The sequence below is a fragment of the Thermofilaceae archaeon genome (genome assembly GCA_038731975.1).
Lineage (GTDB): Archaea > Thermoproteota > Thermoprotei > Thermofilales > Thermofilaceae > JANXEW01.
Map to the genome: position 1 here is coordinate 1 of JAVYQJ010000017.1, position 26,964 is coordinate 26,964.

30 protein-coding genes are annotated in these 26,964 nt (G+C 61.1%); 20 read left to right on the forward strand and 10 right to left on the reverse strand.

Annotated features, from left to right (window positions below; all coding sequences use genetic code 11):
- Nucleotide 1: 1 nt before the first annotated feature.
- Nucleotides 2-661 (reverse strand): DUF4038 domain-containing protein, encoded by a 660-nt coding sequence (locus QXF46_07000; protein ID MEM0226608.1) that lies wholly within the window; start codon nt 659-661, stop codon nt 2-4.
- Nucleotides 662-754: 93 nt separating this feature from the next.
- Between QXF46_07000 and QXF46_07005 the strand changes: the two genes are divergently transcribed.
- A complete protein-coding gene (locus tag QXF46_07005; GenBank protein MEM0226609.1) occupies nt 755-1,951 on the forward strand; it encodes an FprA family A-type flavoprotein in 1,197 nt (398 codons plus the stop codon).
- A 205-nt stretch (nt 1,952-2,156) separates the two neighbouring features.
- Here the strand turns inward: QXF46_07005 and QXF46_07010 are convergent, their stop codons facing one another.
- Nucleotides 2,157-3,056 (reverse strand): cysteine synthase family protein, encoded by a 900-nt coding sequence (locus QXF46_07010; protein MEM0226610.1) that lies wholly within the window; start codon nt 3,054-3,056, stop codon nt 2,157-2,159.
- A gap of 191 nt (nt 3,057-3,247) precedes the next feature.
- On the opposite strand from QXF46_07010, the gene QXF46_07015 reads away from it, so the two are divergent.
- A complete protein-coding gene (locus QXF46_07015) occupies nt 3,248-3,517 on the forward strand; it encodes a hypothetical protein (GenBank protein MEM0226611.1) in 270 nt (89 codons plus the stop codon).
- Here QXF46_07015 and QXF46_07020 read toward each other — a convergent pair.
- Nucleotides 3,492-4,601 carry a hypothetical protein gene (locus QXF46_07020; protein MEM0226612.1) on the reverse strand — a complete coding sequence of 370 codons (1,110 nt, stop codon included), beginning with the start codon at nt 4,599-4,601 and terminating at the stop codon, nt 3,492-3,494. The genes QXF46_07015 and QXF46_07020 overlap by 26 nt on opposite strands.
- Before the next feature lie 96 nt (nt 4,602-4,697).
- On the opposite strand from QXF46_07020, the gene QXF46_07025 reads away from it, so the two are divergent.
- The 6 genes from QXF46_07025 (at nt 4,698) to QXF46_07050 (ending at nt 8,485) form a co-directional block, all read left to right on the forward strand.
- Entirely contained in the window at nt 4,698-4,970 is a 273-nt protein-coding gene (locus QXF46_07025; protein ID MEM0226613.1) for a glutathione S-transferase N-terminal domain-containing protein, read from the forward strand.
- 156 nt (nt 4,971-5,126) lie between these two features.
- The gene (thiL, locus tag QXF46_07030; GenBank protein ID MEM0226614.1) at nt 5,127-6,113 is read left to right on the forward strand and encodes a thiamine-phosphate kinase; all 987 of its coding nucleotides are present in this window, start codon (nt 5,127-5,129) and stop codon (nt 6,111-6,113) included.
- Nucleotides 6,110-6,532 (forward strand): HEPN domain-containing protein, encoded by a 423-nt coding sequence (locus QXF46_07035; GenBank protein MEM0226615.1) that lies wholly within the window; start codon nt 6,110-6,112, stop codon nt 6,530-6,532. The genes thiL and QXF46_07035 overlap by 4 nt, the downstream gene beginning before the upstream one ends.
- Entirely contained in the window at nt 6,508-6,900 is a 393-nt protein-coding gene (locus QXF46_07040) for a nucleotidyltransferase domain-containing protein (protein ID MEM0226616.1), read from the forward strand. Before QXF46_07035 ends, QXF46_07040 begins: the two co-directional genes overlap by 25 nt.
- A gap of 324 nt (nt 6,901-7,224) precedes the next feature.
- Nucleotides 7,225-7,491, forward strand: a complete 267-nt coding sequence (locus QXF46_07045) for an MFS transporter (GenBank protein ID MEM0226617.1) — start codon at nt 7,225-7,227, stop codon at nt 7,489-7,491.
- A 61-nt stretch (nt 7,492-7,552) separates the two neighbouring features.
- Nucleotides 7,553-8,485: an MFS transporter gene (locus QXF46_07050; protein MEM0226618.1), complete on the forward strand. Its 933-nt coding sequence runs from the start codon at nt 7,553-7,555 to the stop codon at nt 8,483-8,485.
- Nucleotides 8,486-8,503: 18 nt separating this feature from the next.
- Here the strand turns inward: QXF46_07050 and QXF46_07055 are convergent, their stop codons facing one another.
- Complete coding sequence (locus QXF46_07055; protein ID MEM0226619.1) at nt 8,504-9,208, reverse strand: glycerophosphodiester phosphodiesterase; 705 nt, start codon at nt 9,206-9,208, stop codon at nt 8,504-8,506.
- Nucleotides 9,209-9,300: 92 nt separating this feature from the next.
- Between QXF46_07055 and QXF46_07060 the strand changes: the two genes are divergently transcribed.
- From QXF46_07060 to QXF46_07070, 3 genes are read left to right on the forward strand one after another with little or no spacing between them, the layout of a single operon-like run.
- Nucleotides 9,301-10,998, forward strand: a complete 1,698-nt coding sequence (locus tag QXF46_07060; protein MEM0226620.1) for a radical SAM protein — start codon at nt 9,301-9,303, stop codon at nt 10,996-10,998.
- Nucleotides 10,999-11,047: 49 nt separating this feature from the next.
- On the forward strand, nt 11,048-11,551 hold the full coding sequence (locus QXF46_07065; protein ID MEM0226621.1) for a nucleotidyltransferase domain-containing protein: 504 nt from the start codon (nt 11,048-11,050) through the stop codon (nt 11,549-11,551).
- An 11-nt stretch (nt 11,552-11,562) separates the two neighbouring features.
- Complete coding sequence (locus tag QXF46_07070) at nt 11,563-11,991, forward strand: HEPN domain-containing protein (protein ID MEM0226622.1); 429 nt, start codon at nt 11,563-11,565, stop codon at nt 11,989-11,991.
- Nucleotides 11,992-12,017: 26 nt separating this feature from the next.
- Here QXF46_07070 and QXF46_07075 read toward each other — a convergent pair whose 3' ends face one another.
- The 5 genes from QXF46_07075 to QXF46_07095 form a co-directional block, all read right to left on the reverse strand.
- Nucleotides 12,018-13,799, reverse strand: coding sequence for an aldehyde ferredoxin oxidoreductase family protein (locus tag QXF46_07075; protein ID MEM0226623.1), 1,782 nt, complete (start codon nt 13,797-13,799; stop codon nt 12,018-12,020).
- Complete coding sequence (locus tag QXF46_07080) at nt 13,789-14,220, reverse strand: 4Fe-4S binding protein (GenBank protein ID MEM0226624.1); 432 nt, start codon at nt 14,218-14,220, stop codon at nt 13,789-13,791. The genes QXF46_07075 and QXF46_07080 overlap by 11 nt, the downstream gene beginning before the upstream one ends.
- An 83-nt stretch (nt 14,221-14,303) precedes the next feature.
- Nucleotides 14,304-14,870 carry a hypothetical protein gene (locus QXF46_07085; protein ID MEM0226625.1) on the reverse strand — a complete coding sequence of 189 codons (567 nt, stop codon included), beginning with the start codon at nt 14,868-14,870 and terminating at the stop codon, nt 14,304-14,306.
- Nucleotides 14,867-15,670, reverse strand: a complete 804-nt coding sequence (locus QXF46_07090) for a hypothetical protein (protein ID MEM0226626.1) — start codon at nt 15,668-15,670, stop codon at nt 14,867-14,869. Before QXF46_07090 ends, QXF46_07085 begins: the two co-directional genes overlap by 4 nt.
- A gap of 29 nt (nt 15,671-15,699) precedes the next feature.
- Nucleotides 15,700-17,130 carry a CehA/McbA family metallohydrolase gene (locus tag QXF46_07095; protein ID MEM0226627.1) on the reverse strand — a complete coding sequence of 477 codons (1,431 nt, stop codon included), beginning with the start codon at nt 17,128-17,130 and terminating at the stop codon, nt 15,700-15,702.
- 85 nt (nt 17,131-17,215) lie between these two features.
- On the opposite strand from QXF46_07095, the gene QXF46_07100 reads away from it, so the two are divergent.
- The 5 genes from QXF46_07100 to QXF46_07120 all read left to right on the forward strand — a co-directional run bounded on the left by QXF46_07100 (nt 17,216) and on the right by QXF46_07120 (nt 22,242).
- A complete protein-coding gene (locus QXF46_07100) occupies nt 17,216-18,076 on the forward strand; it encodes a DMT family transporter (GenBank protein MEM0226628.1) in 861 nt (286 codons plus the stop codon).
- A gap of 298 nt (nt 18,077-18,374) precedes the next feature.
- Entirely contained in the window at nt 18,375-19,547 is a 1,173-nt protein-coding gene (locus QXF46_07105; GenBank protein MEM0226629.1) for a hypothetical protein, read from the forward strand.
- Nucleotides 19,548-19,734: 187 nt separating this feature from the next.
- Nucleotides 19,735-21,090, forward strand: coding sequence for an ATP-binding protein (locus tag QXF46_07110; protein ID MEM0226630.1), 1,356 nt, complete (start codon nt 19,735-19,737; stop codon nt 21,088-21,090).
- Nucleotides 21,091-21,121: 31 nt separating this feature from the next.
- The gene (locus tag QXF46_07115) at nt 21,122-21,805 is read left to right on the forward strand and encodes an RraA family protein (GenBank protein MEM0226631.1); all 684 of its coding nucleotides are present in this window, start codon (nt 21,122-21,124) and stop codon (nt 21,803-21,805) included.
- Nucleotides 21,802-22,242 (forward strand): DNA-binding protein, encoded by a 441-nt coding sequence (locus QXF46_07120; protein MEM0226632.1) that lies wholly within the window; start codon nt 21,802-21,804, stop codon nt 22,240-22,242. The genes QXF46_07115 and QXF46_07120 overlap by 4 nt, the downstream gene beginning before the upstream one ends.
- Before the next feature lie 15 nt (nt 22,243-22,257).
- On the opposite strand, the gene QXF46_07125 is transcribed toward QXF46_07120, so the two are convergent.
- The gene (locus tag QXF46_07125) at nt 22,258-24,051 is read right to left on the reverse strand and encodes a hypothetical protein (GenBank protein ID MEM0226633.1); all 1,794 of its coding nucleotides are present in this window, start codon (nt 24,049-24,051) and stop codon (nt 22,258-22,260) included.
- 75 nt (nt 24,052-24,126) lie between these two features.
- On the opposite strand from QXF46_07125, the gene QXF46_07130 reads away from it, so the two are divergent.
- Genes QXF46_07130 through QXF46_07145 form a run of 4 tightly spaced genes read left to right on the forward strand, consistent with a single transcriptional unit; the run spans nt 24,127 to nt 26,854 of the window.
- The gene (locus tag QXF46_07130; GenBank protein ID MEM0226634.1) at nt 24,127-24,483 is read left to right on the forward strand and encodes a YjbQ family protein; all 357 of its coding nucleotides are present in this window, start codon (nt 24,127-24,129) and stop codon (nt 24,481-24,483) included.
- Nucleotides 24,480-24,881 (forward strand): YjbQ family protein, encoded by a 402-nt coding sequence (locus tag QXF46_07135; GenBank protein ID MEM0226635.1) that lies wholly within the window; start codon nt 24,480-24,482, stop codon nt 24,879-24,881. The genes QXF46_07130 and QXF46_07135 overlap by 4 nt, the downstream gene beginning before the upstream one ends.
- 26 nt (nt 24,882-24,907) lie before the next feature.
- On the forward strand, nt 24,908-25,279 hold the full coding sequence (locus QXF46_07140) for a hypothetical protein (protein ID MEM0226636.1): 372 nt from the start codon (nt 24,908-24,910) through the stop codon (nt 25,277-25,279).
- A gap of 30 nt (nt 25,280-25,309) precedes the next feature.
- A complete protein-coding gene (locus QXF46_07145; GenBank protein MEM0226637.1) occupies nt 25,310-26,854 on the forward strand; it encodes an AMP phosphorylase in 1,545 nt (514 codons plus the stop codon).
- The last annotated feature ends 110 nt before the right edge of the window (nt 26,855-26,964 follow it).

Here is a 26,964-nt window from a genome sequence, read left to right on the forward strand (position 1 = left end):
CTCAACGCATTGACGCGAGAATGAGCACGTCGTTGTACGCTTCAGCCACTTCGACTACTGTGACGGAACCCTCAGCTTTAACTTTCGGCTTTATTACCCGCCGAGCCTCAAGGTCGATCCCCTCCCATACGTACCCCGACGGGTCTACGGCTAGCTTGATCCGCCAGGCGTACGGCGCGTACACGGCCAGCCCATCCCTCCCCTTAGCTACCCTGACTCCGGGTTGACTGTCGATGAGCAACTCGTTCGCGGGGTTCATTTCGTATAGCCTGTACTTTTCGAAGATCCACTTCGCGTAGGCTGCGTCGGATGCTCCGGGGAAGGATAGCACGACCCTCCAATCGAACGAGGCTCCCCAGATCCTCTCGTCGGGGAAAGTGTAGCCCGTCTTATGCCAGTTCCAGATGCCGAGCGCCCCGTAGGCTACGCCCGCCTTAGCCCCAGATAGTAGGCTCCACCACACAGCTCTTCTCACGTCGGCGCGCGTGAACCTGCCGTACCTGCCGAACCAGCCCATCCCCTCGTAGCAGGGCTCGCCGTTGACGATCGGCCGCTTGAAGGGCATCGCCGTGAACCGCTCCGCCAGCTCGTAGGCCAGGTAGAAGAAGTAGGAGCCATCCCTGAGAAAGTAGTCCCTTGTTTCCGAGATCTTCACTCCCACGAGCTCGTTGGGGAAGAGCGGAATATAAGGTATAAGGCTGCCCACAGATCGGGGGGCGAGCAATTCTTAAGGCTGCGCTGGTGATGCGCGTCCGTGGACGTAAATTTCCATGTGGAGAGGGTTCTGGGCAACCTCTTCCTACTCAGAGTCGATGACGCGAGGGTGAGGTTTTTCGAGGCTCTCTGGGAGATACCGGAGGGTGTAACCTACAACGCGTACCTGCTCACGACGGAGGAGGGTGCGGTGCTATTCGACGGGTGGAAGCAGGAGTTCAGCGACGCCTTCGTTGAAGCGCTCCAGCGCTTGATCGATCCCCGAGATATCAGAGTAGTCGTCACCCACCACGCCGAGCCCGACCACTCCGGCACAACGGGGAAGCTGGCGGAAGTCGCGCCGAGAGCGCTCTTCGTTGGACACCCGATCGCCGGTAGGATCCTGAGGTCCCACTTCGGGGTTGAGAGGTTCAAACCCTTAATGGATGGTGAAGCGCTGGAGCTGGGCGGTTACAGGATAAGAGCCGTGCATACGCCGTGGCTCCACTGGCCCGATAGCATCGTCACTTTCATCGATGGTGAGGGAGTCCTCCTTACGTGCGATGTTTTCGGCAGCTACTCCATACCACCGCTCTTCGACGATCAAGCGGACCTGGCGAAACTGTCCCGGAGCATCAGGAAGTACATCATAACGGTGATCGGGCACTACATCGACTGGATCCCGAAGGGCATCGAGAAGGTGAGCAAGGCCGTAGGCCAGCCGCGCATCATAGCTCCCGGCCACGGGGTGGTCTACCGGAGCAATCCACAGTGGGTTGTAGAAGAGTACCTCCGCGTAGCCTCCGGGCAGCCCGTAAAGGGCAAGGTAGTTTTGACCGGCTTAACAATGTACGGAAACGTGAAGAGGGCTATGGAGACGGTCAGGGAGGAGATGGAGGCGAACGGGTGGAGAGTCGTATACTACGGATTCAATGACAAGGAGAGGCCGCACATCAGCGAGATCCTGACCGACGCGTCCGACGCTGAGCTGCTCATCATAGGCACACCGGTGTACGAAGCACAACCACACCCGATAATCGACCACCTAATCAAGCTCATAGCCGCGAAGCTACCGCACAGGAAGTCCATGCCAATCCTGATTCTCGCATCGTACGGTTGGTCTCCCGGGGCGACCAGCAAGCATGTGTCAGAGCTCCTGATAAAACAGGGCTTCTCGAGAGTGAAGATCGTTGATTTCGAGGGGGCTCAACTAAAACCGTCAATCAAGGAGGAGCTCAAAGCTCTCACAGCGAGCTAAACCACAGCTACACCTTGTAACATTAGTAATATTATTAGGACAGACATCATTCGCACTGCGACTAATCATTCTTGTATGTTTCGTTCGTTTAACTGATGGAGCGATTCTCCCCCACGCTTGCACTGTATAATCATGATGGCCGCGGATATCAGATCTCATCTCGCTTTCCCCGCCCCCGCGTGAGGCGGTAGCAGCTTTGTTCGGATTAGAGTAGGTGCGTGTACCTGAACAGCGAGTCTGGAGCGAGGGTAACGATCGCGCCCTCCACCCGATCCTCGACCTTTAGGGCGGCTGCAATGTTTGCGCCCGTTGAAAGCCCTCCCAGTATCCCCTCTTCCCTGGCCAGCCTGAGCATCGTTTCTCGCGCCTCCTCGTAGCTGACAGTGACGATTTCATCGATTAGGCTCCTGTAGCGCTCGAAGATGCCGGAGATCGAGCTCGTCGCTAGCCCCTCAATGGGCTCGCCGAGGGTGGGCTGGCGCGTCTCGATCGGCGACCCCCTAGGCACCACCCCGATGATCCTCGCGCGAGCCCCTCTCTCCCTCAGGTACTTCGCTACGCCCGCTATCGTGCCGCCAGTGCCGATGCCCATCACGAAGGCTCCCAGGCGATCGCCCAGCTCGGAGTAGATCTCGGGGGCCGTTGTCTCGTAGTGGGCTCGGACGTTCGCCTCGTTCTCAAACTGGTTCAGATAGATTCCGCCGAGCTCCTCCGCCAGCCGCTTAGCCACGTTCACCGGGTGATCCGGGTGCCCCCACGGGACTCTACGTGCAAAGACCACTCGCGCGCCGAGCGCTTTGATGACTGCCACCTTAGCCGGCGAAGCGTCCTCCTCGACGACTATGACGGCTTTGTAGCCGAGCTGGGACGCGAGCCACGCGACCGAGATCGCGGTGTTGCCGCTAGACGCTTCGACCACCGTGCCGCCGGGCTTCAGCAGCCCCCTCCGCTCGGCCTCCCTGATCATGCAGAGAGCTATGCGATCCTTATGGCTACCCGTCGGGTTAAGGTACTCCAGCTTCACGTACACCTCAGCCCTCGTCAGCCTACGCAGTTTAACCATCGGAGTCCTCCCGACGAGATCGATCGCACGCTCGTGAACCATCGCCTTAATCAGTTTCCCGATCTTTTAACTGTGCGCCTGCCACGGGTTACTCGCCGTGGTCAGCCGGCAGAGCCCCAAGCGGGCAACGCTGGTCGAGCGCTGCGCGATTATCGGCTGCGGCTGGAGTCGATAGACGATGCCCATGGCCCCGTATCGCGGGCTATATAACCGGTGAGCCCCAGATGGGCCGGATGAGTGTGGAAAAGGTGGTTAAAGTGGAGGTGGCTGGCAGAGGGAGCGACTACCACGTGCGGACGCTCCTGTCGTGGCTCCGCGAGCTGAGGGAGTTCCTCCAGGGGGAGCTCGGGGCTCGGCTCGAAGTGTTACACAGGGAGGAGGACGTCGACTACCCGCTCCTGTACGTTGATGGGAAGCTCGTTTTCGAGGGTCTCCCGGGTGAGGAGGGCTACCTCATCGAGCTCATCGTGTCTGAGGTCAAGCGGCGGGGATCAGGCCGCTAGCCCTCAGGTGCGCTATCAGCTCGTGGTGGCTCTTGAAGACCATCGTGGTGTAGTACTCGAAGAAGGGGCTCCTCGTCTCGTAGGGGAAGATCGCGTAGACGTGCTTGTTGTGAGTGAAGCCGTAGTGGATCTCGTTGAGCACGCCCGGCGAAACGGCCGTCGTCGGGTAGAAGACCACGATCATGTCCGACTGGTCGATCAGCTTGTAGTCCCTCGCCACTATCTGATCGATGATGTCGCCCCTCGCCTCGAGGATCTCCTGGACGCTCAAGCGCACCGTGTAACCCCCAGCGTCAACCTCCACTTCCTGGCTTCCGCTCGACAACGCGTTCTCCGCCAACCCGATCAAGTTAGCTTCGTCAACCGCGATCGGGTCGAAGACGATCACCCCCTCATCCATCAAGGCTCTCTTCACTTCATCTTTCAGCTTGAAGTGCTCGGGGTTCCCTAGCACGTGCGTGATGGGGTAGCTCAGGTAAGCCTTCGGAGCCGCCTTATCACCCTTCGCCCTCCTCCTCTCTACCCTGTAGATCAGGTCGACGAGGAGGCTGGGCGGCTCCCTCCTCGCCAAGATGTAGAAGGGCTTCCTCTGGTACTCCGCCAGGATCTCGGTTATGAACGTCTCCTCGTCCCTCCATATCGCTATGTCCTTCAGCTTCAGCCTACCCCTCCACTGCGTCCTCTCGAGTCGAGCCTTGATTGCGTGCACGTTGTCCACAATGGTCACGTAGACGTCCGGGTTGATGCGGTTCAGGTAGTATAGGTTGAAGGCGGGCACGAGGTGCTTCTTCCACCGGAAGCAGACGTGCGTGCTGATCACGAGATCCTCCTCGCTGCCGGGCCCCCGGTAGCGCTCAGCCTCCTTCAGCAGCTCCTCGAAGGTCACTGCGCGCAGGTAGTCGAGGGCGAAGGGGTCCATGTCGAGGATCTTCCCCTCCGGAATCTCGATGCCGAGCTCCGCGCTCTTCTCGAACATCCTCTTCCCGATGTCCACTACCCTCATCCTACCCCCGCTCTCAGCTGCAGCCGCCTCTAGGTAGTCGAGCCTGCCGCTCCCGCTAATCCCAGTGGCGAAGATTATCACAGCGCGATGCTCAGGCAACACTACATAACACTTTCGCGCCACTATATCGCCTCAAGGTATTATGAGGCTCTCACAACCGTAAAACGCGGTGGTTCCGTGCGCTACGGAGAACTCCCCCCGCACGCTACAAGTAACCCGGGGATCGGTGTGGAGGAGGTAACACTCTTCGTAGACGGCGGGGAGGAGTCGAGGGAGGCGGAGGAGCTTCTCCAACGTAAGGGGCTGAAGTATAGGAAGATCGACGTCAGTTCCAACGGGTTGAGGGGGTGGCTCCTCTTCGAGTACGGGACAGCCAAGGTACCCCTGCTCGTCATGGGCGGAACCGTGCTCGTGGGCCTTGAGGAAATCAAAAACTTCTGCTCCAAGTAGCGCTAAGGTAGAACGTCGGCCGCAAAGCCTGAGCGGCGAGCCCAACCGATCGTTTCCGGGATTAGCGCTAATCCCGGTTTGAGTGCCGATCGGCCCGTTGAGCGCGGTCGATTTGTGGCCGAGAGGGTTTTTTACCTGACGCCTCTGCGCAGCCGTGTGGAGGAGGAATTAATCGCTAGAGCGTGGAAGTTCTTCCGTAGAGATCCAGCGGAGCTCCTGGGTTACGACGACGCGCAGGCTGTAGCCCTCGGCGGGCTTCTAGTTGTTAAAGTCGACGTTTTCGACGAGACGACAGACTGGCTCCCCGGGATGTCGATGGCGGATGCGGGCTGGAAGGCCGCGGTAGCGGCGCTGAGCGACGTGCTCGTCAAGGGTGCAAAACCGCTGGGGGTTCTGCTGGGCCTCGGCCTCCCCGAGGATTCGTACGACGCGGCGGATGAGCTATTCCAGGGGGTTGAGGAGGCTTGCAGGAGGATGGGGGCTCACGTGTGGGGCGGGGATACAAACCTCTCCGACCACCTCTACCTGTCCGTCACCGCGGTAGGGGTTGCCGAGAGGCTCGTGCCGAGAGGGGGTGCCCAGCCCGGTGACGTGCTGATGGTCGCGGGCTTCGGCATCCTCTCACCGGTCGCCTACGCCGTCCTGCTGGAGAACGCCCCCCTATGCCCCGGGGCCGAGGCTGCGATCCGCAGGGCTTACAGGCCCGAGCCGGTTGACGCTGGCTTCTGGCTCAACGTCTCGCGCTACGCTACAGCTTCGATCGACGACAGCGACGGCTTCGCCCTCTCGCTGCACTACCTGGCTGAGGCGAGCGGGGTGAGGCTGGAGCTGGACAACCTCCCCATGGGCCAGCAGCTCGTTGAGTGCGCTGAAGCGTGGGGGAGGGATCCGGTGGAGCTCGCTCTCTACCGCGGCGGGGAGGAGTACTCGTTCATCTTCACGGTACCACCAGACAAGGTGGAGCACGTGCTCGCGGAGGCAGAGAAGCGCGGGGTTAAGGTACACGTGATCGGGAGGGTTGCGCGAGGCACGGGCGTACACCTCAAGGGCTATGGGGAGGTTCAGAGGAAGGGCTGGAGCTTCGGTTCGTGGAGAGATTCCACCCGCTCACTTCTTATATCAGGTCAGGGTCTCCCCGCGTGACCGTCCCGCTCGATGAGGAGGAGTACGGGAGGTGGATGCTCAGCGCCAGGAGGACCCTGGAGTCATCGAGAAGGGACGCGGAAGCGGGCGACTTCAACTGGGCTTGCTTCAAGGCTCACCAGGCGGCCGAGAAGGCTCTCAAGGCCCTCCTCTGGGGGGTGGGTTCACCGGTCTTCGGGCACTCCCTCGTGTCCCTCGTCAACCGCCTGGCGGAGGCCGGCTTCGAGGTGGACGAGAGGGTGAGAGAGCTGGCTGCCAGGCTAAGCAAGTTCTACACTCCAACCAGGTGCCCTGACGTATGGGAGGAAGGCGTCCCCGAAGACTACTACACGCGCTCCGAGGCGGAGGAAGCTATAAGGCAGGCTGAGGAGGTCATAAGCTGGGTTGAGGCTAAGTGGAAGTCGTTAAGAGGAGGGTGAAGGAGCGCGAGGAGGTGGTTGAGAGAGCGCGCGAGTATGCGCTATCGCTAAAGGGTAGGTACTCGGTCTTCCTGGTCGGCTCGTACGCGAGGGGCGACTTCAACGTATGGAGCGACGTCGACCTGGTGGTGATCGGGGAGTTCGAGGGGGGAGTCCTCGAGCGGCTGGAGGAGCTTGAAGCGCCCCCGCGCTTCGAGGTAATCCCCCTGACTCCGGCGGAGGCCTTGAGGGGAGCCGAGAAGGGGAACCCCCTGATGGTGGAGCTAGTCGAGAAGGGGTTGACGCTGAGGGACGACTTCCGCATTAGGGACGCGTTGAGGGAGAGGCTTTCCTGTAGGCGTGGGAAAAGCCCCAGCTGCAAGGGATAAGCGGGGGTCGAAACCCTCCCCACACGAGCCGCTTCGCGGCTCCTGGGCAACCGAAGAATTATGGGTCAGCTACGGCCGCTTTCCTCACGCGTCAGAATCGGAGTTGGTCATCACTTGCCCGTTAAATGCGTTGAAGCTTAAAACCCTTTTCCCGCTCCGCGGCGCGCGGGCCGTTATCTTGTAACTCAAAAGTAAACTTAAAAACTTTCAATTTTTCCAGAGATTCATTTTATCTAATTATCTAAAGGGAGTTTAAGATGATGTTTTCAATTGGTTACCTTTATTACACGGTTGGAGCGATGGTCGTAACCGCGGGTGAAGCGCGTGAAAGGGTTTAGCTACGGGGTTATCTTCCTGCTGGGCTCCGGCTTCTTCGGCATCAGCGTGATCTGGTCGGTCTACAACTCCTACGTTCCGGTTTTCCTGAAGGAGCTGGGCCTACCCTCGTGGTTGGTCGGCTTCATCATGACGATTGATAACGTTCTGGCGGTCTTCATGCTGCCGGTCATCGGCGCCCTGAGCGATCTCACGAGGACGAGGTTGGGCAGGCGGAAGCCTACATCGTTGCTGGTGTGCCGCCTGCGGCTCTAACCTTCCTCCTGATCCCGATGCTGAGGGCTGAACTGGTACCAATGATGCTGCAATCATCGTGATGAACTTCTCCATGGCCATCTTCAGGTCGCCCGTGATAGCCTTCATGCCCGACATCACGCCCAGCGAGAAGAGGAGCCAAGCCAACGGTATCATCAACTTCATGGGAGGCGTTGGCTCCCTCATAGCCTTCTTCGCGGGCAGCTGGCTTTACAGGCTCAACCCCACCTACCCCTTCATTGCGGGCAGCCCCCTTCTGGCCCTATCGAGCCTACTGGTCGTCCTGCTGGTGGACGAGCCGGAGGAGTACAAGAGGAAGACCGGTGAGGGAACGAGGGTGTCAGGCTTCGAGGTGCTCAAGCGGAGCCTGGGCGAGCTCGTGGGGGCGCTGTCGGGAGAGTTGCGGAGCCCCGACAAGAGCCTGGTCTTCATGCTACTAGCCATCTTCCTCTGGTTCCTCAGCTACAATGCGATCGAGACCTTCTTCACGAGCTACGCTAAGTGGCACCTGGGGATCGGCGAGGATACGGGAGCTTTCCTCCTCGGCTTCGTCGCCCTCGGCTTCCTGCTTTTCTCGCTGCCGGCGGGCTTCATCGGTGCGAAGCTGGGCAGGAGGAGGACGATGACGCTGGGCCTGCTAGCGATCCTACTGCTCCTGGCCGCCGTAGCGGGCGCGTCGCCGTCGCTCAGCCCGAGTCTGCTGGTGAGCTTCATCGCAGTGTCTTTCCTACTCGTCGGCTTCTCGTGGGCCCTTGTGAACGTCAACTCGCTGCCAGCGGTGGTCGACATGACCACCAGGGATAAGCTGGGTACCAACACGGGCTTGTACTACTTCGCCTCGCAGAGCGCTGCCATCGTGAGCCCACCTATAGCCGGGCTGTTCATAGACCTTCTAGGCTACGTGACGCTGTTCCCCCTCTCGATAGTGTTCCTGCTGATCTCAGTACTAGTACTCCAGAAGGTTCGGCGGGGGGAAGCTAGGACTGGTTTCTGAAGGCTTGTTGCGCGCGGCCTAACCCCTCTTTCTCGCCTCTACAACCCTCCTGATCAAGCATGGGTTATCGGTGATTACTCCATCCACTCCCACGTCCAGCAGCCACCTTGCGGTCTCCGCTTCATTGACGGTCCACGCTACAACCCTGAAACCCCTGCTGGTCAGCTTCCTCACCAGGGCGGGCGTGATCGCCTCGTAGTGGGGGAGGATGTAGCTGGCTCCCACCCTCTCCGCTACGTAAAGGCACTCGTCGTCCCATCCCGTCACGAGGAGACCCACCTCGATGCTAGAGTCGAGCTTCTTGACCGCTGCGAGCGGCGCCGGTAGGAAGGACGTGACGAGAGCGTCGTCGACCATGTCCAGCTCCCTTAAAGCTTCCACCACCTCCTGCTCGACGCCTGGAAGCTTAACCTCGATATCCACGCTCAACCTACCCTTCGCGAACGCGAGCACCTCTCTCAGCGTGGGTATCCTAGCCCTACCGTGAACCTTGAGCTTCGAAACCTCCGCGTAGGTCAGCTGATCTACAAGCGCCTCCACACCCGTCAGCCTCCGAAGCTCTCGATCGTGCAAAACGACGGCAACGCCGTCCTTCGTGGGGTAAACGTCGAACTCCACGCCAGTCGCACCGCACTCAACCGCCTTGATGAAGCTCGGTAAGGTGTTCTCCGGCTCGAGCGCAGCAGCTCCCCGGTGCCCGGTTACCGTGAAGTCCCTGGGCACAGCCGGCGGGCCCCTGGCGCGTCTTTAACCCTTGCGCGAAGCGGCTCGTGTAGTGAAGAATATAGCGCGAGGTGTCTACTGCGGGTTTGCGGATGAGAGCGTTGATAATCGACGGTTACACCGACGAGCCCGCTGGCCTAGGCGTGCCGCCCTACATCGACGTGTACCCCAGGTACGTTGCTGGAGCAATATGGGCCGCGTCGCCCGGCGCCGAGGTCAGGTACGTGACGGTCGACTTCGCGAGAGCGAACCTGAGCCGCGTTATGGAGTACGCCTCGAGGTGCGACCTCGTCGTCTTCATCACGGGCGTTGTCGTGCCCGGCAAGTACCTCGGGGGCGAGCCGATCAGGCTCGAGGAGCTGGTGCGCTGGTCCTCGATGATCGAGGGGGCGGTGAGGGTGCTCGGCGGCCCCGTCGCCCGCTTTGGCTACGGCGCAGCAGGCGGCAGGGTGGCTGTGCCCCCGGAGCGCTTCAAGGCCTACTTCGACTTGGTCGTGAGTGGTGACGTTGAGGTGGTCGTCTACAACCTGGTGAAGGAGGGGTTAAGGGTTGAGGCCGTGGACCCGAGGGAGAGGCGAGAGGGTTACGTGCTGGTGGACGAGTTCGCCGTGAAGGGGGCTCGGATTGTGGAGCAGCACCCGAACATTGGGTGGAACCTGATCGCCGAGCTCGAGACGTTCAGGGGGTGCCCCCGCTGGGTCGCTGGCGGCTGCAGCTTCTGCATCGAGCCGAGGTACGGGGCCGTCGAGTTCCGGGAGCCCGAGGCAGTCGCGAGGGAGGTGGAAGCCCTTCACGCCTACGGGGTCAGGCACTTTAGGCTGGGGAGGCAGCCGGACATCCTAGCTTACATGGGGAAGGGCGTGAACGAGGTTGAGTTCCCGGAGCCGAGGCCGGAGAAGCTGGAGGAGCTGTTCAGGAGCGTGAGGAGAGCCGCCCCCGGGCTGAGGGTGCTCCACATCGACAACGTGAACCCCGGGACCATCGCCCACCACAGGGAGAAGGCGAGGGAGGCCCTCAAGGTGATCGTCGAGTACCACACGCCAGGCGACGTCGCGGCGCTGGGGGTTGAGAGCGCAGACCCGAAGGTCGTTAAAGCGAACAACCTGAAGGCGATGCCCGAGGACTCGCTGGAGGCCGTGCGGGTCATCAACGAGGTGGGGGCGAGGAGGGGTTGGAACGGAATGCCCGAGCTGCTGCCCGGCATCAACTTCGTGCTGGGGCTCAGGGGTGAGACACGGGAGACCTATGAGCGCAACCTGGAGTTCCTCAGGAGGATCCTGGAGGAGGGGCTGCTGGTTCGTCGCGTGAACATCAGGCAGGTTCTCGCGCTCCCGGGCACGCCGATGTGGACCGTCGGCTCGCGCATAGTTCGAGCGCACAAGAGGCTGTTCAAGTCCTTCAAGAGGAGGGTGAGGGAGGAGTTCGACAACCCGATGCTATCCCGCGTCGTGCCTCGGGGCACCATCCTCCGCGAGCTCTACGTGGAGGCGCACGAGGGCAAGTACAGCCTCGCGAGGCAGGTGGGCTCCTACCCCATCCTCGTCTACATCCCGGAGAGGATCCCCACGGCGGCGAAGCTGGACGTTACCGTTGTACAGCACGGTTACAGGTCGGTGAAAGGGATCCCCTACCCGCTGGACGTGAACAGGGCGTCAAGGGAGTCCCTCCTCCTAGTACCGGGGATCACGAGGAGTGCGGTCGCGGAGATCCTGGCGAAGAGGCCGGTGAGCAGGGAGCTGCTGGAGCGGATCGCAGGATCCGAAGCCGCGAAATTCCTTACCGCCTCCTAGCCGCGGCCCCGGATTAGCCTTATATCCGCGTTCGTGCCCTAACAGCGCAGTGGGTTTCGGCTACGAGCACGTGAAGCGCCTTTTGGATCGGTACGTTGAGATGCTGAAGCAGGTGTTCGGCGAGAAGCTAGTCTCAGTCGCCCTCTTCGGCTCTGTGGCGCGAGGGGAGGCGGAGGCCGGCAGCGACATAGATCTGCTAATCGTCGCTGAAGGTCTTCCGGAGGATCTGGGGTCAAGGTTCGACCTCGTCTCAAATGCCCGCTGGAAGCTGCGGTCGACGGAGGAGTACGAGGAGTTGCGGCGGAGGGATCTCCCCCGCCACACTTCCGAGGTCATTCTCACACCTGAGGAGGTTCAGAGGCACCCACCGATCCTCCTCGACCTCACGGAGGACGCGGTAATCATCTATGATAGGGGCGGCTTCCTAGCGCGGGAGCTCGAGCTCTTGAGAAGCAAGCTGAGAGAGATGGGGGCGAAGCGCGTGAAAACGGGGAAGGGCTGGTACTGGATGCTGAAGCCCGATGCAAAGCCCGGCGAGGTGATCGAGGTCTGAGGAACGTTGAGATGGCTCTCGATTATGCCCGGCGCGCGAGGATTTGCCTTAGAGAGGCTGAGCTCGCGCTACGAGAGGGTTACCCTTCCTTCGTCATCAGGAGGTCGCAGGAAGCTCTCGAGCTCGCTGTCAAAGCCCTCCTCAGAGCCCTCGGGGTTGAGTACCCGAAGCGCCACGACGTTAGTGACATCTTGCTGGAGAGGCGTGAAAGCCTCCCTGAGCCCATAAGATCCGAAGTTGAGGAGCTAGCGAAGCTGTTAGCAGAACTCGCCGCGCTGAGGGGCCCCGCCTTCTACGGTTTCGAGGAGGAGGGAATCCCGGCTGAGAAGGCCTTTAAGATGGAGTACGCCGGAAAGCTTTACCTTAGCGTGAGGAGGTACGTGGAAGAAATAGTAAACGCCCTGGAGAGGATTCTTCCGCCCGAGCTAGGCAGCGCTTGAGGCTAAAATGAGTGAGAGCTGAGCAGTCAGCTGGCTTTGGCGAGCTCCTTGAGTTCCTGCTCGATTCGGCTCCTGTAAGCCTTCAGGGCCTCGTCCATGAAGGAGGGGTCGAGCATGCCGTGGGGTGTCGGTGTCTCAAAGATCCTCTTCGGAAATCTGAGCCTTGATAGGTCGAACCCCTCGTTCAGCTTGAAACCTAGCTTGAGAAGGTGGATCTTCCTGCCGATACTCATCAAGTCGTCCTCCGTGTACTCAATGCCGAGCGGCTTGAAGGCGTTGATGACCACCTGTGGGGTGTAAACGCCGCGAGCGAAGAGGCATATCACGAGGCTTGTGAGCACCTGTCTCCACCTCTCCTCCCTGATGAGATAATCGACGATCTCCTCAACGGTTACCCTCTTGCCAACCATCTTCTGGTCGAAGGAGTAGCCGGCGCTGTCGAGGTGGCTGTGCCGAGCCCCGGTAGCGTAGCCGATGTGCGCGGCGGGGCCCGTGTGGTAGCCGGGCATCTCGTTGCCGCCGTAAGTTAGGGCGAAGTCCTCTCCCCCGTAGATCTTTGCGGCGTACTCGGTGCCCCTTGCCAATGCCGAGTAGAACTCGGTCGGCTGCTCAACGAGCAGCTCCAACGCTTTGAGGTAGCTCTCGTAGTCGCCCCAGCTCGGTTTAACACCCGCTGTATCCCGCTCCGTGATCAACCCTCTCTCGAACGCTTCCGTCATCCAGGCGAGTGCGACGCCCGCGCTCATCGCATCCAACCCGAACACCTCGACGGCGTCGAGGAGCTTTAGCAACCCTTCGGGGTTGCCCACGCCGAGCATCGAGCCGAGGGAGTAGATGGGCTCGTAGTCGTACGACACGAAGACGGTCTTGTAGAAGTAGGGGGCTTGCACGTAGGGCTCCCTGAGGGCGGCGAGGTGGATGCAAGCGACGGGGCAGTGCGCGCAGGATACGCGCCTACCCAAGTACTTCTCTGCGAGGTTCTCGCCCGAGATCATCTTCGCGTGCTCAAACCTCGACTCCTTGAGGTTCCTCGTGGGGAGCGCGCCCAGCTCGTTGAGCGGCAGGACGTTCTCAGACGTCCCCAGCTCGTAGTACTTCCTCGTCGCTCCCGACTCCATGATGCTCCTGAGAATCTCATCGTAGGCCTTCCTGTACGCGGCCTTGTCTTCGACGGGGATGCTGTGCCGACCGGAGATCACGATGGCCTTCAGCCTCTTGCTTCCGAAGACCGCCCCCAGACCCAGCCTTCCGAAGTGCCTGTACGTGTCCACGACGACGCAGGCGTACCGGACGAGTTTCTCGCCGGCGCGACCGATCCTCATGACGGTTCTGAACCCGTGGCCCGGTTCCCTTTCGCGCAGCACCCGGCCAACGGTGTGCGTGCTGCGGAGGCCCCAGAGCCCCCTAGCGTCGCGGAAGTACACCTTGTCCTCGTGCACAGCGAGGTAAACTGGTATCTCGCTGGCGCCCTTGATTACTATGGCGCCGTAACCTGCGAGCCGGATCGCGATCGCGCTTCTACCTCCAGCGTGGCTCTCACCGAGGTTCCCGGTGAGCGGGCTCTTGAACATGGAGACCGTCTTGCTGGCCATCGGGTAGAGACCGTTGAAGGGGCCGACCGCGAACACGATCACGTTCTCAGGGCCGAGCGGGTCGGCGTTCCTCGGAAGCTCCTCGCGTAGCAGGTTGATCGCCACTCCCGCTCCTCCGATGTACTCCTCAAAGAGGTCCCTGCGATCCTCGACCCAGTACCTCTTAGTCGTTAAGTCGATGTAGAGGACGCGGCTGAGGGGGTCTCTAGCCTGCATGCTCCACCACCCCAACCTCCTCCAGCTTGATTACCCCGTAGGGGCAATATCGGACGCAGTACCCGCAGTACGTGCAGACGATGGGCTTGTTGATCTCCTCGTCCCAGCTTATGGCGCCGAAGGGGCAGGCTCTTACGCAGTTGCCGCACCCGACGCACTTCTCGAAGTCGAGGATTACGCCACCCCCCTTCCTCGGCTGGAGAGCGCGAGTGGGGCAGACGGATGCGCAAGGCGGGTCCGTGCACGCTCGGCACACGATGACGCGGAACCCCCTCTCTACGCCACCGATGCTCATCACCTTGATTGCGGACGCGGCAACACCACCGTTACCAAACCTCCTCCTGTTGCAAGCGAAAACGCACATCATGCAGCCTACGCAAAGGTCAACGTCAACAACTGAAACTCTCCTAACCTTTACCATGGCGATTATAACTTGAGGGAGGTTATTTAAACTCATCCTATATACTCAGAACCTTTAAAATAAGAAATAAAATGGAAAATGTTCTAGGAAAGCCTACTGGTTAAGTGTGCCACCCTTACGGTTATCCACTCGGATCTCCTAAAAACGATGCTGGCCAGGTAGCCGCCGATCGCGCAGGAGAGGAGCCAGTTCACCGAGGAGAGGATCAAGGCAGCGTACAGGACTGCAGCCCCGACGCTCAGAGGTGCGAAGAGCAGGTACGGTGTATAGCTGAGCGCACCCCCCACGAGCCCCGCGAGCACGCAGCTCCATGCGTCGATCCGCTTCACCCCGATCATCCCCAGCTCAACCCCCACTCCGAGCATGATGTTCCGAAGCACTCGCAGGCTCAAATCACGCGGGTGGAACACGGCGCCCAGCAGAGCCAACAGCACCCCCTCCTTTACCGCTGCCCCTCTACCTAGGTATGCTCTCGCTAGCACGGTGACAGTAACCAGCGGTATGAAGCCTAGCCTGGGGGCCACCGGGAAACCGAAGGCTCTAGCGGTTGCGCTCAGAGCTCTACTGAGGGGGCCGAGCACGTACCCCAGCGCTGTGGGTACTGCCGCCAGTATGGATAGCACAGCTACCTCTACCACTGCTCTCCTCATTCCTTCGTGATCACCTCAACGGCGACCAGGTGGCGCACCCACGTGCCCCTGGGGGCGCCCACGACGGCGCTGCGGAGCGGCCCGTACCTGGGCCAGTCCTGCGGGTTGATAAGGAGGACGAAGGCTCTCGTGGCGTTCCCGCCTTTGAACACGCTTCTGTAACCGTCGGCTCCCACAAACTCGAACAAGCTGACGTTATCTTCGCTCAACCCGATCGCCCGGAGGATTTCCACGAGAGGGACGGCCTTCCCGATGCCTTCAACGTCCCGCGCCAGCCTCTCGATCTCCTCCAGAGTGAAAACCCTCTTAGTCTCTCCATCGACCCTCACGTTGAGGACCCACGATCCCAGTTGAGCTTTCACGGCGACCAGCTGCTTCACCCAGTATTTGCTACTTAAGCCTTCAACAACGAGCCTCACGGGGCCCCAATCGGGGTAGGCTTCCCCAGGCAGGCAGAGGTAGGCTTTACTCAGGTAGAGGTAAGCTTCCTCAACACTCCTCGAATAGCCGTCGGCGCCGACTGCGACCAAGCGGTGGACGAGCGTCGAGTTTAAGTCAACCCCGCACTCCGCCACCAGATCGACTAAGGGTACGCAGCGGAGAACGCCAGCACCCCGAACCTCGCGCTCCGTTGACATCTTCTCCAACTCGGGTAGGGCGAAGACCTTCCTGCAGTCCCCAACGGTTACCTCTACGCGCCACTCTTCGGCTCTCGTTTGGAGCAGAAGGTAGGCTGTTACAGCGGCTACGGTGAGCACCGCGAGGGCTGAGGCCGCGATCAGCCTTCTCGTTACCCGCATCGGGCTTCGTTTGAGCCGAGCGGATAAACTTATCCGCCTGCGTGGTGGCGTGCAAGCTCGCTCAATGCGGGGCAGTTTTCGTGCTGATGCTCGATGAGGATGGGGGCGGTGATCGCCGCGATATCGTTCTCTCTATGGTACGGGTCCCACGGATCCTCGCAATAGTTGAGCACCTCGAGCCTGAGAAAAGCCCGGTCGCGCAGGTCCACCTCCAACCTCTCCACGTACGGGTCGCCTTGAACTTTGCATACATGCTCTACGCCGCTGTCGGAGACCAGTCGAGCAAGCCTACCCTCCCCCCTATCAACACGCACTATAGCAAAGCTTCGCGCGGCGGGCGCGCTATCGCCCAGCTGGTACAGGGTTTGGCCGTGTTGCAACTGCAGCATGACGCGTGGACCGCTAGGGTCCTCGGAGACGAAAACCCTCTGCCTCAACAGGGCTTCAAGCACGCCTTTCTCGCTCAGCTCGTCTACGTGGAGCCAAGTGGTGGGGGAGCCAATCCTGGAAACCCCCGCGTCGCTCTTCAGCTTGTGCACGTCGCTGCCTCCAACCAACCCCAGCTTAAGCCCGCGCCGGAGCTCTTCATCCCACTTCTTGAGCGAGATGTAGTTGTTGAACCCCCAAACCGAGTGGTACACCTCAACGAAGTGCGCGAAGCCTATCGACCCCCACTCCCAATCTGGCCCCAGAGGTTTCGGGTGGTTCACCGAGATCAAAGCCCCCCGCCCCCTCAATTGCTCCACGACGCGCAGTAAATCCTTGTAGCTGCGGATCCGGAACTCAGGGGTTGAAAGGAAGCCGTACACGTTCAGGTGCCCCCTGTAGGTCGTCAACTCAACTCCTCTGACGAGTAGAACTCCGCCCACCCATCCGCTACCCATTTGAGCCATGTGAGAGTGCGTGTTGTGGTCCGTTACAGCGACGAAGTCCAAGCCCCGCTCCCTCGCTCTCCCCGCCACCTCCTCGAGCGTCGAATCCCCATCGCTGTGCACGCTGTGGACGTGGAAGTCCCCCTTCACCCAGCCTCTCCTCCGGCAAACGTTCGACGCAGCTCTTAGCTGCTGCCCGCCGCTGCGCGGAGCGTCGCTGACGCGAACCACCACCTCGTAGGCGCAGCCCTCCGCTGGAATCTTGTAGAGGCCCAGCACGATGTGCCAAACCCCCGGTTTCAGGGGGCCCGGCAGGTAACCCGGCGTTGCCGAGCTCTCGGAAATGTAGAAGCTCCTCCGGCTGGAGCCGCTCCACCCCCTGAAGTTGGTCATGGCTTCGATCAAGTCGAGGGGGCCGGGCTCGAAAACCCCGATGTCGACCGTGCACTCGCCAGGCCCTAAACCCCTGTAGCTGTACTCAACCTCGATGGTTTTAGCCCACTCGGGGACGTTGAAGGGCAGGTAGATGAAGCCGCCCGCCTCCGCGCTCCCAACGGTGCCCGCGAACCTGACGACCCTGCTGAGCATCACGGGGTTTGCGTGCTACGCCACAAAAACCGTAACGGCTATGGCACCCGTTGGAGCTTAAAAACCCCAGGAGTTAAGGGAGGCGATGCCTTCTCAACGTACCGTCGGCTTGCTAGCGCTTGTGACGCTGACTGTGATCTGGGGGACCACCTTTCCAGCCATCAAGATCGTTGTGGGTACGGTCGGCTTCCTCTACTACGTCACGCTCCGCTTCGCTCTCGCGTCACTCCTTCTGGCACCGGTCGCTCTCGCTAGGAGGAGCTTGCTGTCCGCCTACCTGCTCCCCGGCCTCCAGCTGGGCGTCCTCTACTTCCTCGGAATAACCCTGCAGGGTTGGGGGATGGAGTACACTCGGGCTTCGAACGCGGCCTTCGTGACGGGCTTGAGCGTCGTCTTCGTTTACGCCTTCGAGGCGTTCCTCGGCAAGGCGAAACCCTCGCGTCGCCTCGCTATGGCCGTGGCGCTCGCGCTACTCGGCCTCTACTTGATGTCGTTCAGCGGGGGGGCCTTCGAGGTGATGCTGGGGGACGCGATCGTCCTGGCGGGCTCGGTGTGCTGGGCGCTTCAGATAATGGCGGTAGACCGTGTGGCTAGGGGGGACCTGTTCTCTCTCCTCTTCCTCGAGTGCTCCTTCACTGCTCTGGCGGCGGCCTTGATCGCACCCCTATCCGGTCTCCCCAGCGGCTCGGCGCTGGGGGCTGCTTTACCTCCACTAGCCTACCTAGCGACTGTGTGCACCGTGGGCGCGAACGCGCTCCAACTGTACGGGCAGCGCTGGGTGGGAAGTGTCGAGGCTGCTTTCATCTACTTGCTCGAGCCTGTCTTCGCCGCCGTCTTCTCCTACTTCGCGCTCGGGGAAACCCTCACCCCGCTCCAGGTTCTCGGTGCGGGAGCGATCGTATCGGCAATGGCGCTCAGCACGATGAGGAGCGGCAGGGGAAACTGAAGGCACGCTCTTCAGCAACGGAGTCGGAAGGACTCGGTGAAGTCCTTCGAGCGATCTCAACCAATGCTCCTCTGCACCCGGCGCGCCTTAAAGCGTAATGCTGCTTACGTGCTCAGTGCTCCACAATCGAGCTGGCGAAGCCTTCATTGAGGCCGCCCGAGCTTTAGGTTGAAGGGATCCTCTCATGACTGTTACTGAAACTGGGAAAATTTTTAAGAGGAGCTCATAGGCTTTCTACTGGTGGTTTAGAATTGCTAGGAGGGTAGCTCTTAGAACCATTCTTCCCGTGGTTGCCTTAGTGCTTCTGCTTCTTCCGGGGGCTATAGTCGCCCAGGATCCTCTCGCGTCTCCGGAGGTCTACCAGCTCTTCCTCGATTGGCTGAGCGGGAGGTCGATGGCTCTGATCACCTTCAACATTGAGCCGGTTGATCAAGACGGTAGGCCTGTCTCTGACCAGTTCATGGTCTTCATCCACAACTTCACTCGGTACGGGTCGAAGAGTATGAGCGAGCGGATTGAAGCTAAAGGCTTGCGCCACTCCATCAGGATCTGGAGGCTGCTGAACATCTTCAACGAGTGGGAGGAGCACGAGTACACCATCGTCCTGGCGGGTAGCGAATACTTCGGGGCTAAGCTTGTGAGGATAAGACCAGAGAAGCCCATTATGGAGCTAAGAGTGAGAATCCCGGTTGAGAGGGTTGGGAAGCCTGCAGCGAAAGCTCAAAGCATCATCGAGGCTCAATCAAGCAGCTGTGTGCCCTGCGCCAGTCGCCCCCCAGATAGCGAGACTAAAACGGTAACGGCTCTAACAAAGGCTCTCCAGGTGCACACGATCAACGGAGTCACCGTCTACGTCAAGTTCTACTCCGGGAACTACCTATACTTCAGCCAGAAGGCTAGGCATTTCTCCGTCTATACTCCCCCGGGTCAGGGCACCTGCTGCTACAGCTTCCAGAACTGGATTACCACTGGTGATAAATTAACGCCGTGCGACAATGACGTAGCCACCACCTCCCTCTCAAATGGAGAGAGCAGGTGGCTCCTCGTGTATGTGACTTACAAGTACGAAAGATGGCTTTACCGCACTGATCCGACCCCGGTCTTCTACTACTACGAGCTTGTCACACCCATCAGTTTCGGCGGGTACTCTTGGGGTGAGAGTAAGCAGTGCACGCTGTGCGGGAGCCAACCCTCAGGGTGGATCCGCGGATATCCAAAGGGAACGCCAACGCCAATCCAGATAGATCTCGGAGAGGGTACACAGGAGGTTGAGGAGATCGGGGCCCGAGTCACCTTTACCGTGAGTTACGGACCAGTCACCGTCCCCGTCGAGCTATGGAAGAAGATTGAGAGGGGTGGTAGCTATACGCCTCCAAAGCTGGTGATCTCGAGCATCCAGTGGACGGGTGACATCCTCTACGCATTTGATGCGGACAGCGGGAAGAAAATCATCTACTTTACATGGGGGTGATTCGTGAGCACAAGCTGTTTCAAGCTCTAACGAATGCACCTGGCGTCCAGACGTTCCCACGATGAAGTAGCACCTCGCTCAGCCTAAGGGATTGGGCAATCCTTAGAGGCCTAGCCCGCTCCACCCACGTAGCATCATACGTACGAGAAGTAAAGGATAAATTGTTAGAGTCTTGATTGTTACAATCATGAATGTAAAATTCGTCGACCGAAAGGAGGAGCTGAGCTTTCTCGAGAGGCTGTGCGGCGAGGGCAAGCCCCACCTCGTCTTGGTGTACGGGAGGCGGAGGGTGGGGAAGACGAGGCTTCTGCTCGAGCTGCTGTCCCGGAGGCCGGGCCTGTACTTCTACGTTCCCCTCGGAGGGAGGGACACTGTGCTGGCGGAGCTCTCGAGAGCGGTGGAGGGCGAGTTCTTCAGGGGTTTCCGCTTCCCCGATTTCTCCTCCTTCCTAGAGTACATCGCTGTGAAGCTCGAGAGGGGGGTCACAGTGGTGGTGGACGAGTTCCAGCGGCTGGCGGAAGTCGAGGGGGCCATATCCCTCCTCCAGAGGTACTGGGATGAGCGGTTCTCCAAGTCCCGCGGTGTTCTCATCCTCTCCGGCTCAACGGTGGGGGTCATCGAGAGAGTCGCCCTGAGGGGCGATGCCCCCCTCTACGGGCGCAGAACGGCCGTGCTGAAGCTCGAGCCCCTAGGCTTCCGTGCGCTAGCCGAGTGGTTCACCAGGTACAGCTCCCTGGAGCTCGTCAAGATCTACGGGGCTTTCGGGGGCACACCAGCCTACCTCGAGCTCGTCGATGAGGGGAAGAGCCCCGAGAGGAACATCATCGACCTGGTGCTGAGTAAGCGGGGCCCCCTGCACGAGGAACCCCTCTTCCTGCTGCTAGAGGAGCTGAGGGCTCCGGCCCGGTACATGGACGTGCTCACAGCGATCTCCCAGGGGAGGAGGACGCTGAGCGAGATCGCCAGCGCGGCTGGGATCTCCAGGGAGAACCTGACGACTTACCTGGCCACGCTGGAGCATCTCGGCTTGATCGAGAGGGAGAGACCGGTGCTCTCGAGGGGGCGCTCGATGTACTCGATCAAAGACCCCTTCTTCGCCTTCTGGTTCCGCTTCGTTTGGCCCAACAAGTCGCTGCTCGAGAGGGGGTTGGAGAACGAGCTTTGGGCCAGCGTCGCGGTCGACTTCAACACCTACCTCGGCTGGGTTTTCGAGAAGGTTGCCTTAGAACACGTGGTCGGCGAGGTGCGAAGCGGCCGCTTCCCCCTCGAACCCGACGTTGTGGGCAGGTGGTGGGCGAAGGGGGAGGAGGTCGACATTGTGGTAGCGTCCGCGAGGGAGGGGGTTGGAGCGCTAATCGAGGTGAAGTGGTCCGACCTGAGCCGCCACGAAGCCAGAGCGATCCTCAGAAGGCTGTCGGAGAAGGGAGGTCAAATCCAACTCCGCGAGAAGCTGTACGGGCTAGTAGCCCGGAGCCTCGAGGGGAAGGAGGAGCTGAGAAGGATGGGCTACCTGGTCTACGACCTGTCCGACATCGCTGGGTAACCGATTTTTACGCCGCCGGAGACCGCTGACTGTGGGCGGCGAGCTCATCGCACGGTTCAGGAGGTTGAGGGTGGCGGACGTCGTTGACGCCCTCGACCGGTACGGGTACCACGATAACCTTCTGATCTCAAGGGAGATCAGACCCCTCTACCCCGCAGCGAAGCTGGCCGGCTACGCTGTCACTGTGAGGACGAGGCGCGTCCAGGAGGAGATACCCACGATGGGGCCCGATGAGTACGACAGGTTCGCCGACAGGTGGTACGCGACTCGGGCCAACTACGAGCACTTCATGAGGCACGCCGGCCCTGGCACGGTGATCGTCGTGGATGCGTCCCACAGCCCTGACGTCGGTTTCTGGGGGTCGACGGTGGCGCTACACGCTAAAGCGAGGGGCGTTGAAGGCGCCGTCGTAGACGGAGGGGTGCGGGACGCGGGCGAGATCGAGAGGATCGACTTCCCCACCTTCTACCGCTACCACGGTAGGACGGAGGTGGTGGGGAGGCTGGAGTTCGGGCCCGAGGACGTCAACGTGCCAGTGACAGTAGGAGGCGTGACCGTGCGCCCCTTCGACATCGTCGTCGGCGATTACGACGGCGTCGTGGTCGTTCCGAGGGAGGTGGCCGAGAAAGTCCTGGAGAGGGCGGAAAGGCAGCTCGAGCTGGACAGGGCTTCGCAGAAACCCCTGCTGGAGAAGCTCGGGTTGAAGCTGTGGTGAGCGGCTTGGAGTACTTCTCAGGCTACGCTGGGAAGCTGCTCGTCATCCGCCTCGACCCCGGCGACCTGCTGCTGGAGAGCGTCGAGGAGGTAGCTCGAAGGGAGGGGTTCGAGACGGCAGTTGTTCTCTCCGGGATCGGGACGCTGGACCGCTGCTACCTGCACGCGGTGACGACCACCGGCTACCCAGTGAGGGAGCAGAAGCTGGTTTTCGAGGGTGTCTCCCTCGAGCTCCTCTCGCTACAGGGGGTGGTCGCGGGCGGTAAAGCCCACCTGCACGCCGTCGTATCTGACACTAAGGGAGCTTACGGCGGCCACGTGGAGGAAGGCTGCCGCGTGCTCTACCTCGCCGAGATCGTAGTGCTCGGGGTGGACGGGCTAACGCTGGCTAGAATCCCGGATGAGCGCGGGATCGGGAGGTTGAGAAAGAAGCCTTGATTTTAAAACCTCTTTCTAACACACCTTCAGTATCGCGTAGCTCCTGGGCGGGAGCTCCACCTCGAACCCTCCGCCGCCAACCGTGGAAACCGTGGCGCGACCCCGCACCAGCGTCGGTGAGCCGGAGAAGCCGCACAGCTCGGGGTTGATGTCAACTCTGGCTGAAACCCAGTGGCCGTTGTGGTTCACGAGCACGAGGTGGCCGTCGCTGTACGCGTGCAGAGAGACGTTCGTCAGCGGCCCCCTCGCCGGGCTCAGCTTGATGCCGAGGTGCTCGCCGACCAGATCCCTCACGGCTTGCCTAACGATTTCCGGGTACTCGCCCAAGAGCTGCGGGTAGTCCGTGATGCAGAGCGCGATGACGGGTACCCCCCTAGCCGCGAGCCTGAGTATGGCAGCCCTCCTCTCCCAACCGTCGCTCACCGTCACGATGCTCTCACCCTGCCTGGCGTTGAGCACGGGCCCCACCGGCAGCAGGCTCGCCCGCCTGTGCCCCTCCATCGCCGCGGCGCCCCGGTACTCGAAGATCGACGCGGCGAAGTGGTCGTAGAGGAGCTCCGCGCCGGCCAGAACATCGTAGCCGGCTTCGCCGGCGTCACCGCGCAGCAGGCGCCTGATAGCGCCGGAGGTGAGGAAGAGGACCTTCACTCTAGCGAGCAAGTCCTCCAGATCGATCAGGCCAACCTCCTTGGCTGTGAGGAGAACCGCGGAGCCCTTGGGCACTTCCCGCGCGGGCTTCAGGGGGACGCCGATCGACCCGATGTAGTCCTCGATGTAGCGGTCCTCCAGCGGCGAGAATGGTGGGAGCAGCGCCGGCCTTACTAGCCCGAGGGGCTCGCCCCCAACCCTCGATAGCGCGGAACTCAGAGCTGGATAGTGCTGCTCGACGGCTTCGACGTGCGGCTGGCACTTTGGTTGGAGGAGGTCCCAGAGGTTGAACAGCGTCAGCTCTGGCGGGAGGGGGGTGAGGCTGGAGAGCAGCTGGTCGATGTAGGTCTCCACGCTGACGGGGTGCTCCCAGCCCAATCCGTCGTACGTGTCGAACCACACCCCCTCAACGCCACCCGCGAGCTCGCGCACGAGGAGTGTGATGTAATGCGAACCGTAGCTGCGCACCCACTCCCGGGACTCTGTGCCAACGTATATCCCGTCGAACACCTTTACGAGGGATGGAACGTGAAGCCCCCTGACGTAGAAGTCCTCCCTCCACTCCGCCACCTTGACCACAACTCGCCTCCCACCGGCCTCGCGGAAGGGTTTAACGACGCGCTCCTTCGAGACCTCCAGGAGCAGCTCGGTTGAGAAGCGGGACCAGAGCCTAGCTGTGGGCGTGTCACCCCTCGACAGCTCGCGCAGCAGCACGCTCCTACTGACGGAGAGCCCGAACCTACGGTTGAACTCAGCCACGCAGTTCGGGCAGGTGCACCACTGCGCCCAGAAGTCGTCTATCAGGATGCTGTCGAATGCCGCTCCAGCCTCGCGCATCGCCTTCTCCAGAAGCGCCAGGTTCCTTTCATCGGTGAGGCAGATCACGCGGAACCCGAAATCCGCGTAACGCCCCCAACCCTCCCCCCACGTACCGATGCAGCTCCCTCCCGCAACCTCGTAGCCCTCACTCGAGAAAACCTTTCCAACTTTCGCCAGCTGGTCTGGTGGCACGAAGAGGCCCATCCGGTAGTTCTCAACGTAAACCCTTTCGACGTTCAATCGGCGTAGAAGCTCCAACGCCTTCTCCGCGGGTAGAGAGGCCTCTGCCAGCTGTTTCACCGTTTGGGCTGTGACGTAGACGGCCAACCTTGTCTCGGGCACGGGACGCCCGGTGCGAGGGGGCCAATAACTGTGCTCCTCCGACACGTTTAAAGCTTCTCGAATCCCGCGCCGCGCGTGCGTGAGGAGGTGAGGGTGGCTAGCGGTGGGAGAGGCGTCTACGACATCACGGCGCACGTCGAGAGGCTATCGAGGGCCTCGGGGGCGGAGCGGGGCATCATCATCCTGTACTGCACGGACCCGCTGTGCCGGCTGATCACGATCGAGTACGACGGTGACTTGATCGAGGATCTGATGGCGCTGATCGACGGCTTGAAGGCGAAGAACCCCTACGTGGTAGCTTCAATCTTCCACCCCAGCCTCGTGATCCCCTTCGAGCGGGGGCTTCTGCTCGGCTCCTTCCAGCAGATCTGCCTGCTCGACCTCAACGAGTCGGCTGGCGATAGGGTTGTGGTGGCTGAGGTGATCACGTGAGGGTGGTTAGAACGTCGAGGATCGAGCTGGTGACTTATGGGCCCAACAAGCTCTTTGACATCACCGACCGCGTGGCAGAGCTCGCCAGGGGTGTGGAGGAGGGCGCGATCGTGCTGCAAGCCGTCGGCTCGACTGGGGCGCTCGTAGTGCTCCCCAAGCGCAGGGAGGTTATCGAAGCCTTCGAGAGCGATCTGTGGGACCTCGTCCCCACCCTCGGTTGGAGGCACCCTGGCAACGCTTACGCGCACCTTCGGTCGACGCTCATCGGCACAACGCTGGCGCTACCCATCGTGGGCGGCTCGCTACCCATCGAGGGTAACGGCATCTTCTTCCTCGAGAACCAGCCTGCGCTGAACCGCCGGAGGGTGGTCGTGGCCGCCGTCGTGACGAGAGGTTGATAAACCGCGACGAGACGCAGGTTGGGATGAGCTACGAGAAGCTGGCTGAGCTGAAGGCCCGGTGGCTCCCGGTGTACCTGATCCTCCTAGTGGTGGTTGTACTCCTCGTGATCCACTTAGTCGTGATGTACTTCATGACGGGGAACGCGATTTACGCCAACCTAGCCATACTCACGGGACTCGCGATATACTTCTTCTACGTCGGCTTCGACAGGCTCAGGAAGATGAAGATCGAGAGGAAGAGGCTCCTCGAAGTCATCTCCTGCAGCAGCTGCGGCTTCCGCGAGGAGAGGGACCACGAGGTCGGAGACTACGTCTTCAAGGAGAAGGGACCCTGCCCCAAGTGCGGGGCCCCGCTTCTCGTTACGGCGATTTTTTCGGTGGTAGAGCGCAGATAAGGTTATATACCGCTCGCTCGACGTGAATCTATGACCTCCCTTTTCAGGGTGAAGCACCTAGGCTTCAGCAGCGGTGCGCCGCTCGTAGTCATCGATGATGGCTCCGCCGCTGCGCTCGGCGTTAGAGCCCACGACCGCCTCCTCCTCCGGAAGGGCGGGAGGGAGGTTACAGCGATCGTCAACGTCGCCCTCCAGATGCCCGCGGACACGATCCTCGTGAACGAGGAGGTCGCGCGGAGCCTAAACCTGAGCGAGGGGGATGTTGTGGAAATCGAGCCCGCCCCTCCACCCCGCTCCTCCCGCTACATAAGGGAGCTCATAGATGGGGCGTGGCTCAACCCCCAGGAGATCAGAACCATTGTGGAGGACATCGTCAGAGACCGGTTGAGCGACATTGAGCTGGCGGCCCTAGTCGTCGCTGTAAGCAGGAGGGGGCTCAGCGTCGAAGAGGCCTACCAGTTCTCCCGCGCCATGGTTGAAACGGGGGAGAGGCTGGACCTGGGCGTCAAGCCCGTGCTGGACAAGCACAGCATCGGCGGGATCCCGGGGGATAAAACCACGCTGCTCGTAGTACCGATCCTAGCCTCATTGGGTTACTACGTACCCAAGACCAGCTCCCGAGCCATCACGAGCCCCGCGGGCACCGCGGACAGGGCGGAGGTGCTGATGCCCGTCAACCTCTCCCTTGAGGAGATCAAGCGTGTGGTGCTCAAGGTCGGCGGATGCATCGCGTGGGGTGGCGCGCTTCGCCTCGCCCCAGCCGACGACAAGATCATCAGAGTGGAGCACCCGCTCTCCATCGACCCCTTCCTCGTCCCCTCGATCATCGCCAAGAAGGCGGCCGTGGGGGCAACGCACGTCGTCCTCGACATCCCCGTGGGGAGGGGTGCGAAGGTTGGGACGATGAGGGAGGCGGAGCAGCTCGCCAGGATGTTCATCGAGGTGGCCAGGAGGATGGGGATCCAGCTCACAGCTGTAGTTACGTTCGGGGATCAACCCCTCGGGAACACCGCTGGCCCCGCGCTGGAGGCACGCGAAGCCCTGCTAGCGCTGTCCGGTCAAGGCCCCGCCGACGTTGTTGACAAGGCTACGAGCTTGGTCGGCTCGCTCCTCGAGCTCATAGGAGTCACCAACGGTAAGGCCCTAGCGTTGGAGGCCATACGAAGCGGCAAGGCTCTAGCAAAGCTGCGGGAGATCATACGGGAGCAGGGAGGGGATCCCAATGTGAAGCCCGAAGACCTGCCAGTGGGAGAGAAAACTTTCACGATCTACGCGGAGCGCGACGGGGTTGTGACATGGGTGAACAACACAGCGGTTGCCACGCTCGCTCGACTCGCGGGAGCCCCGAAGGACAAGGGGGCGGGAGTGCTGTTGCACGCGAAGCTGGGGGATGTCGTCAAGAAGGGTGACCCACTGCTCACCGTGCACAGCGAGCACTCCACCAAGCTTCAGGCGGCTGAAGCCTACCTGGAGACTGCCACCGTGTTCGAGGTGGGAAGGCCAGGGCTCGACACGGTCATGAGAAAGATCGTGGAACCGGTCCTACCCATCCAGCAGATGGCCGTGGAGCACTAGGGTCTCCTAGCGCCGATCTCCTCGTAAAGCTCCGCGACTTTAACGGGTCTACCCAGCTCCACGGAGCGGTAGGCGGCGTCCGCAACCTCCTGCATCCTGACTCCGCAGAT